This is a genomic window from Nocardia sp. NPDC051900 (genome assembly GCF_044452545.1).
GTDB classification, from domain to species: Bacteria; Actinomycetota; Actinomycetes; order Mycobacteriales; family Mycobacteriaceae; genus Nocardia; species Nocardia sichangensis.
This window is the reverse complement of record NZ_JBITBU010000017.1, coordinates 183045-191670: the sequence shown is the minus strand read 5'-3', so window position 1 is coordinate 191670 and position 8626 is coordinate 183045. Positions and strand designations below refer to the sequence as shown.

The following is an 8626-nucleotide window of genomic DNA, read 5'->3' as shown; positions in this document are numbered from 1 at the left end:
GAATCAGAAATATCTAAACTAGAGTCCGAAAACCCAGCAAAACAATCGCCAGCCGGAAATTAGCTGACTAAAAATGCCCGACCCTCCACACGGGGGGTGAAAAGGCCGGAACCAAAAAATAATTGGCACTGACATTCATCGACACACTATTGAGTTCTCAAAGAACACACGCACACACATCCGGGCCAGTCTCGACCGGACCTTCTGTGAGGCAACTTTCCCAGCCTAACCAAGCAACCAACCGAAGTCAAGACCATCGGCCGATCTGCGTCATACTGGGCTGACAGGCGCTCCTCGTACTACCTCGTTTCCCGGTCCCCCTCGGCGTTTCCGCCTCGCTCGGCTCCGGGTCGGAGTCCGTGTCGCTCTGACTTGGACTAAGTTACGCGGCGGATAACGCTACGTCAAATCGCCTGAACAACTTGGCGTTTCCGCAGGTCAAAGGTGCGCGATCGGAGTGATCGGCGGCTTGAATCACACCCATGTGATTCAAGCCACCGCGACCGTTATGCACCTGCCCGAAGAACTCCCGCCAGGTTCTTCTTGCCGCGCCGCAGCACGAGCCAGCGTCCGTGCAGGTAGTCGGCCTCGCCGGGCGTCCATTCGATGTCGGAGATCTTCGCGTTGTTCACGGCGGCGCCACCCTCGTTCACCGCACGCCTGGCGGCGCCGCGGCTCTCGCACAGGCCGGTCGCGACGAGCAGATCCACAATGGTGTTCGATTCACCCGCCTTGATCTGCGCGACCTCACCGTCGACGGCGGCTTCGCGCAGGGCCGCGCCGAGCGTCGCCTCGTCGAGCTCACGCAGTTCACCTCGGCCGAACAGCGCCTGGCTGGCCAGTTGCACCGCATGGGTGTGGGCCTCGCCATGGACCAGGGTGGTCATCTCGGCGGCCAGCCTGCGCTGCGCCTCCCTGGCGTGCGGGCGCTCGGCGGTCGCACGCTCGAGTTCGTCGAGTTCCTCGCGGGACAAGAAGGTGAACCAGCGCAGGTAGCGCACCACGTCGGCGTCCGCCGTGTTCACGAAGTACTGGTACCAGGCGTATGGGCTGGTCATCTCGGGATCGAGCCACAAGCTGCCGCCGCCGGTGGACTTGCCGAACTTCTTGCCGTCCGCCGAGGTCACCAGCGGAACGGTCAAAGCGTGCACGGCCGCGCCGTCGACCCGGCGATTGAGTTCGACGCCCGCGATGATGTTGCCCCACTGGTCGGAGCCGCCGACCTGCAGCGTGCAGCCGTAGTTGCGGCGCAGCTGCAGGTAGTCGTTGGCCTGCAGGAGCATGTAGCTGAACTCGGTGTAGGAGATGCCCTCGCCGTCCAGTCGTCGCTTGATGGTGTCGCGCGCCAGCATGACGTTCACCGAGAAGTGCTTGCCGATATCGCGCAGGAAGTCGACGGCGGACAGCGGCCCGGTCCAGTCCATGTTGTCGGCGATGACCGCTCCGGTCGGGGAGTCGTCCAGGTCGACGAAACGCTCGAGCTGGGAGCGGATCCGCTCGGCCCAGCTCGCGACGGTGTCGGTGGAGTTCATGGTCCGCTCGCCGACGTCGCGCGGGTCACCGATCAACCCGGTGGCGCCACCGGCCAGCACGATGGGTCGATGTCCGGCGCGCTGGAAACGCTTCAGCGCGAGCAACGGCACCAGATGGCCCGCGTGCAGGCTGGCCGCGGTGGGATCGAAGCCGGCGTAGAGGGTCAGCGGCCCGGCGGCCGCCGCCGCACGCAAGGCATCCAGGTCGGTGGACTGCGCGATCAGACCGCGCCAGGTCAGTTCGTCGATGATGTCGCCGCTCACGATGTCCTATCTTTCCGCACGAGGTTCGGGGCCACGTGTGCACCTCGGTCTCGGGCGCGCGGCGGTGTCGGTCGAATGATTTACATGCGCGCGGTCGAGGTGTCCGCCCGACCCGTTCGCGGAGACGGATCGTCGTCCGGTCTCGCCGCGTTCGCTGAACGAGCACAGGTGCGAGGTTCCGTGCCGCATCGGACCGCTTCGCGGCGCTCGCCGCACTCGCGAGAGTTCGTGGTGGATGGCCGAGGCTCGCGGTCGAGACGGTCGTTCGACGACGAGCCCGACGGTAGCGAGCACCTGGTGAGCGCACCGACCCAGAGCGCCCCAGGCGTCCACCGCGACGTATTACCCCGGTCATGCGCATCGACGGTCGGTGGACCGGAGTCCACCGACCGTCCACTACGCGTGCACTCAGCGCGGCAGCATTTCCCGGACCGCGGCAATGCTGTCCCGGCGCTGGTAGGCGATCCAGGCGAACACGACGGCCAGCACCAGCGGGAACGGAGCCAGCGCGGGAGCGCCCAAGAGGAATGCCTGGGTGGCGGCCGCCAGCACCATGGTGACCGAAAGGCCGGAGGCGGCCAGGCCACTCAGCCGCGGCACGAGCAGACCCGCGCCGCCCGCGACCTCGACCAGGCCGGTGAGGTATCGGAACCAGTCGCCGAACCCGATCTCGTGGAAGATCCGCACCGCGTCGGACTGACCCACCAGTTTCGGCAGGCCCGAGGCGATGATCAGGAACAGGCCGAGCAGGATCTGCAGGGTCCACAGGGTGCGGTTGAGCGCCTTGCCGGGGCGGGCTACGGCGACGGTACCGGTGGTGGCGATGGCGGTCATGGCTATGTCCTTCGGGTCGGTGGCGCCGGGTTGGTGGCGCGTTCACCTGATAGGACGGGAACCTTCGCGAAAACTCATCGCGCCGCGGCGAAAAGTCTCGACGAGCCGTCAGACCGACTGCGCGGCGGACAAGGGAGCGCGCGGACTGCGCCGGTACACCGACACCGCCCGCGAACCCGGAAGCCAGAAACGCCACGGCACATCCGCCGCGCTGCTGACGCCGACCCGTGGGCCACTCGCGATCTCGGCGGCGTCGACGGGGCTGTCCAGTTCCAGCCGGATCGGCGACGACGGATCGAGCAGCGGAGTTCCGTAGTCGCTCAGAGTGATTCCCAGCGCACCGCCGAGATTGCCCGGGCCACGGGCCAAGTCGAGATCGGATCGGGCGCCGGGACGTCGCGCGCGCGCCGTCTCCAGTCCCGCGACGACCTCGCCGGAGCGGATGAGCGCGGCGCTGGCGATGCCGTCCGGTCCGCTCGTCACGTTGATGCAGGTGTGCATGCCGTAGCTGAGGTAGACGTACAGCACACCGGCGGGGCCGAACATGACGCCGTTGCGCTTGGTCCGGCCGCGACCGGAATGCGATGCCGGATCCGGCCACGGCCCGGCCGGGTCTCCCCCGTAGGCCTCGACTTCGACGATCCGGACACCGACCGGGCCCGACCACAAGGTAGCCCCGAGCAGACGGCGGGCGGCGGCGGGAGGTTCGACGGCAAGTTCCTCGACAGATTGGGCACACACAGCCGCCATTGTCCTCGACGGCGACAACGGAGGCGGGGCAGCGCAGCCGCTCGGCACGGGTACCGCCTCGGCGCGAACGATCGCGACGAGGACATGACGGCGTGCCATGTGGCGTGAGCGCCGATGCGCACAGACCGACCCGACCCGCGACGACCAGCGGAAATCGTTGCCCCGGTCGACCGGAGCAGACAGTGTGCGCATTCAGATATACGCGCTGTGCTCGCCGGACCGCAGTGTGAGCAAGTCGTCGGCGATCACGGCGGCGTACGCCACGATCACGATCGCGGCAAGTTGCGCCCAGGAGACCCAGTAGACGCCGATCGGGGTGGTGGCCGCCACCGCGAGCGCCGCGAGCAGGCGCGCCCAGGGACGCGGCAACCGCAGTGCCAGGCGGAAGAAGAACTGACCGAGGAAGTAAAGCGCGACGCCGCCGGAGAGCGCGGCGGCCACGGCGACCGGGCTCGCCACACCGCCCCGGGCGATGCTCATCTGGATACCCGCCGCGGCCACGATGACGCCGATCAGCAGTGGGTACAGGGCGTAGCCGTAGGCCAGTACGGCCGGCCGGGACCGTTCCCGGTCCGGCACCGCGGCCAGCGCGTGCTCGCCGCGCTCGTCGTCGACGCCGAAGTACGCCCACCACAGGACGTAGGCCAGGCAGAGGCCGAGGCCGACGGTGGCGATCAACTCCGGCGTGATCCGCTCTCCGGCCAGCCCCGCGCCGATGGCGACGAGGGATTCGCCGATCGCGACGATCACGACCAGCCCGTGCCGCTCGCAGAAATGACTGGCTCGGACCACGAAGTCGCCCGTGTCGACCAGATAGGGGCTGATCACCTGCACCGCGAACGCCAGTATCCAGCAGGCGTACTGCACCCAGTCGTGCACGAACCCACCCGCCAGCACGAGGGCGGCGGCCAGGGCGTTGAGCGGGGCGATCCGGCGGATCGCGGTGGTCGCCGACGTGCCGCCCGCCGAGGCGAATAGCGCGGTATGCACGGCGGTGACCAGGACGTATCCGAATCCGAAGGCGATGCCGGTGCCGTGGAACGCGTCCGGGATGGCCAGAGCGAGGACGAAGAAGGCGAACATGCCGACCAGCAGCCAGGTCCGCCGGGCGGAACTGTTCGGCGCGACCTCGTTGGTGAGCCACACGTAACCGGAATACATCCACCAGATCACCCCGAACAGCAGCGCCACCTGCGCGAGTGCCTGCCAGCCTGGATGGTGTGTGTAGACGTGCGACAGCTGGGTGATGGTGAGAACGAAGACGAGATCGAAGAACAGCTCGAGCGTCGAGGCCCGTACCTGTCCGCCGTCGGCGGACAGGGCACTCTGGTTGGTCACGGCTGGAGCCTAGAACGGCGGAAGATCACCCGAGCGCGTCGGTGCCCATGGAAAGGCCCTTCAGCTTGTACGGGTTGACCTGGAACCGGAGGTTCTGGATTCGTCCGTCGACGATGTCGTAGGTGAACGCGGCCACCGGGGAGCCGCCGATGAATACGAGCGCGCCGAGTTCACCGTTGATGCAGGCGGATTCGAATACGAAGCCCGCGACGACCGGCTTGGCCAGCACGCCGAGGATCCAGCGGGCCACGTGGTCGGGTCCGTACAACGGTCGGCGCGCCGCGGTGACCACGCCGCCGCCGTCCGACCACGACGTGACGTCCGGGGCGAGCAGATCCATCAGCGCGTTGAGATCGCCGCCGGAGCAGGCGGCCATGAATCGGGCGGTGACATGGTCGCGCTGCGCCTTGTCGGTGTCGAACCGCGGCCTGCGGGATTGCACGTGCTGCTTGGCGCGGTGCGCGATCTGCCGGATCGCGGGTTCCGGCCGGTCCAGGGTCTCGGCGATCTCGGCGTGCGTGTAGCCGAAGACCTCGCGCAGCAGGAAGACCGCGCGTTCGACGGGACTGAGCGTTTCGAGAACCACCAGCATCGCCGTGGAGACGGTGTCGGCCAAGTCGGTCTCCTCGGCGATGTTCGGTGCGGTGAGCAACGGCTCGGGCAGCCAGGGGCCCACGTAGTTCTCGCGGGTGGCCTTGGCCGAGGTGAGCCGGTTGAGCGACAGGTTGGTGACCGTGCGCACGAGGTAGGACTTGGGTTGCCGCACCGTCGACCGATCGGTGTCGTTCCACTTCAGCCAGGCGTCTTGGAGGACGTCCTCCGTATCGGTGACGGTCCCCAGCATCCGGTACGCGGTGGCGAACAGCAGACGTCGGTGTTCGAGAAACGGGTCCTGCTCGGTTGTCCGGTCGGTCATGACTGAATTCTCCTGGTGGCTCGGCCACCTTTCGACAGCGCGACCGACACCGTCATCCGCTTGCTCAGCGCGAAGGTCGGTATCGGGCTGCTGCTGACGGTCTCCTTGTAGATGACCGCGGCGCGTCCGGCCAGGTAGCCGCGGCGCGGGCGGTCGTCGGCTTTGGTGAACTGGATGACCGCGTCCTTGCGGCCGAGGCTGACCGGCTGGTGGAAATACCCGAAGCGGAACGGCCGCACGCGCTTGCCGCGCAGTTGCCGCGCGATGACGTCGGCGGTGTAGGCGGCGGTAGGCATCCCACTCTGGCAGGTGCCGTGGATCTGCCCCCACGCTTGACGGACCGCGGCGGCGTCGCCGATGGCGTGGACGGCCGGATGCGACACCGACCTCAGGGTCGGGTCGACCACGATCAGCCCGTGCGCGTCGGTCTCGATGCCCGCCCGCGCGGCCAGCGGTGACACGCGAACACCCGCCGTCCACAGCGTCAGGTCGGTGGGCACCAACTCGCCGCCGGCCAGTTCGACGGCGTCGGGCAGCACCTTCACCACGGCCCGGCCGGTCTCGCGGGTGACGCCGAGGCGATCGAGCGCACGATGCAGGTACGCGCGGGCGTTCGTCCCCATCATGGCCCCGAGCTCGCCGGTGCTGATCAGGGTGACGCGCGCGCCGGGATGACTCTCGGCGATCTCGGCCGCCGCCTCGATGCCGGTGAGGCCGCCGCCGCAGACCGCGACGGCGCCGCCGCGCGCCGCGACCTCGGTGAGGCGCTCGGCGAACCGGTGTGCGGTGGCGGGGTTGTCGAGGGTCCACGCATGGTCTGCGGCGCCGGGCACGATGGTCGTGTCCGCGGTGCTGCCCAGGGCGTAGATCAATTCGTCGTAGGGAAGACGAGTCGTCTCGTCGACGGTCACCTCTTGGTTCACCGGATCGATGGCCGTGGCCCAGCCCTGGACGAAGGCGACCCCGGTGCCTTCCAGCAGCGCGGGAATCCTGTGGTCCGCGAGTTGCTGACCGGCGGCCACCTGATGCATGCGCAGACGCTCGGTGAATCGGGCCGAGGGGTTGACCAGCGTGATCCGGACGTCGAGCGCTCGGGTGCGCCGGGCCAGCCGCACGGCGGCGAGCATGCCGGTGTAGCCGCCGCCGAGGACGACGATGCGATGTTCGGTGTTCATGGCAGTGCTCCAATGGTCGGGTCACCGGGGCAGGAATGGCGGATGGTGACGACCATGGGACAAATGACCGGACCCGGACGTGACACCCCGGGCTGTGTTCTGGGTCACAGTACGCCAGCCGCTTCCGATCGGTGCGTGATCCCGCACCCGGAAAGCCCGGACGCGGGCATCAGGGGTGGACCGGGGTGGAAATAGGGATGCTCCCGGATGCGTTGGGGCACTTGCCATTTCTACCGTCGGTCCATGCCTTCGGATTTCCGGCCGCGCAAGCGGCGGTGGTTGCTCATCGTTCTCGTCTGCGTCGCGGCGTTGCCGGTCCTCGTGGTCGGTGGCGTCGCCTGGGTCTACGCCCGAGCGGACGTGTCCACGGCCGGGAAGACGGAATTCCGGAACGAACTCGCCATTCCTCCGCTGGCGCCGTCGCGGGTGGGCGCCGACGGAACGCGCACGTTCGAACTGGATATGCGCGCCGGGCAAAGGGAGTTCCGGCCCGGCCGGGCTACGGAGACGTGGGGATTCAACGGCGACTACCTCGGGCCGACGCTGCGGGCGCGGCGCGGGGAGAACGTGGCCGTCACCGTGCGCAACACGTTGCCGGAGGCCTCCACCGTGCACTGGCACGGCATGCATCTGCCCGCGGCAATGGATGGCGGGCCGCACCAGATGGTGGCTCCCGGCGCGGCGTGGACGCCGCAGTGGACCATCGATCAACCGGCCGCGACGCTCTGGTATCACCCCCATCCGCACGGGGCGACCGAAGCGCACGTGCGCCGCGGATTGGCGGGTATGTTCCTGCTCGACGACGAGGTGTCTACCACCTTGCCCCTCCCCTCCGACTACGGGGTGAACGATCTGCCGTTGATCGTCCAGGATGTGCGGTTCGACGGCGCGGCGTTCGACTCCGCGCACGCGATGTTCCGCGACGTGGGGTTTCTCGGCGATCGGACGATGGTCAACGGCACGCTCGCGCCGTACCGCGACGTCGGCGACGAACTCGTCCGGTTGCGTCTGCTCAACGCCTCGACCGCGCGGATCTACACCTTCGTCTTCGCCGACGGGCGGCCGTTCTCGCTCGTCGCGACCGACAGCGGGCTGATCGAAAGACCGAGCACCGTGGACCGGCTTCGGCTGTCACCGGGCGAGCGGGCCGAGATCGTGGTCCGGATGCGGCCGAACGAGCGCACCGTGCTGCGCGGCGGCGAACTCGACGCCGGGCTGGATTTCTGGACCCAGCGGTTCTCCGGCGGCGACGACACTTTCGACATCCTCGAACTACGCGCGGCAAGCACGTTGCGGCCCGCGCCGGAACTCCCCGCGGTCCTGGCGTCGCCCACCACCCCGGACGGCGGTGATTCGGTACTGGAACGGCATTTCGACCTGAACCTCGCCGGGATCAACGGCAGGCCGATGGCCATGGACCGCATCGATTTCGCGGTCACGCGCGGCACGGCGGAGACCTGGGTGGTGCGCAACAACGACGGCATGCCGCACAACTTCCACATCCACGACGTGCGATTCCGCGTGCTCGCGGTGGACGACGAGCCGCCGCCCCCGGCACTGACCGGCCCGAAGGACACCGTCTTCCTGCCGCCGAACAGCACGGTCCGGCTGGCGATGCGCTTCGACGGCCCGGCCGATCCGGACGCGCCCTACATGTATCACTGCCATCTCCTCTGGCACGAGGACCTCGGAATGATGGGCCAGTTCGTGGTCGTGAACCCGGGCCAGGCGGCGGGAACACCGCCGGTGCGGCACGGCCACTGATTCCGGAAAAAAGCACTCTTGCCGGTCGAGCGCGAGCGCGCTAAATTCATCGT

The 8626-nt window shown here is 68.2% G+C and carries 7 protein-coding genes; 1 reads left to right on the top strand and 6 read right to left on the bottom strand.

What is annotated here, in order from left to right:
- Positions 1–506 precede the first annotated feature (506 nt).
- The 6 genes from tyrS to ACIA5H_RS27190 form a co-directional block, all read right to left on the bottom strand.
- Positions 507–1796: a tyrosine--tRNA ligase gene (gene tyrS / locus ACIA5H_RS27215; RefSeq protein WP_397078196.1), complete on the bottom strand. Its 1290-nt coding sequence runs from the start codon at positions 1794–1796 to the stop codon at positions 507–509.
- A gap of 408 nt (positions 1797–2204) precedes the next feature.
- Positions 2205–2630: a DoxX family protein gene (locus ACIA5H_RS27210; protein WP_379256203.1), complete on the bottom strand. Its 426-nt coding sequence runs from the start codon at positions 2628–2630 to the stop codon at positions 2205–2207.
- 108 nt (positions 2631–2738) lie between these two features.
- Positions 2739–3380, bottom strand: coding sequence for a DNA-3-methyladenine glycosylase (locus ACIA5H_RS27205; protein ID WP_355080831.1), 642 nt, complete (start codon positions 3378–3380; stop codon positions 2739–2741).
- Between the two features lie 192 nt (positions 3381–3572).
- Positions 3573–4718, bottom strand: a complete 1146-nt coding sequence (locus ACIA5H_RS27200; protein WP_379256201.1) for a low temperature requirement protein A — start codon at positions 4716–4718, stop codon at positions 3573–3575.
- A 25-nt stretch (positions 4719–4743) separates the two neighbouring features.
- Positions 4744–5634, bottom strand: a complete 891-nt coding sequence (locus ACIA5H_RS27195) for an RNA polymerase sigma-70 factor (RefSeq protein WP_356969060.1) — start codon at positions 5632–5634, stop codon at positions 4744–4746.
- The gene (locus tag ACIA5H_RS27190) at positions 5631–6809 is read right to left on the bottom strand and encodes an NAD(P)/FAD-dependent oxidoreductase (RefSeq protein ID WP_397078192.1); all 1179 of its coding nucleotides are present in this window, start codon (positions 6807–6809) and stop codon (positions 5631–5633) included. The genes ACIA5H_RS27195 and ACIA5H_RS27190 overlap by 4 nt, the downstream gene beginning before the upstream one ends.
- A gap of 243 nt (positions 6810–7052) precedes the next feature.
- Here ACIA5H_RS27190 and ACIA5H_RS27185 point away from each other — a divergent pair, with 243 nt between their 5' ends.
- On the top strand, positions 7053–8573 hold the full coding sequence (locus ACIA5H_RS27185) for a multicopper oxidase family protein (RefSeq protein WP_397078190.1): 1521 nt from the start codon (positions 7053–7055) through the stop codon (positions 8571–8573).
- Positions 8574–8626 lie beyond the last annotated feature (53 nt).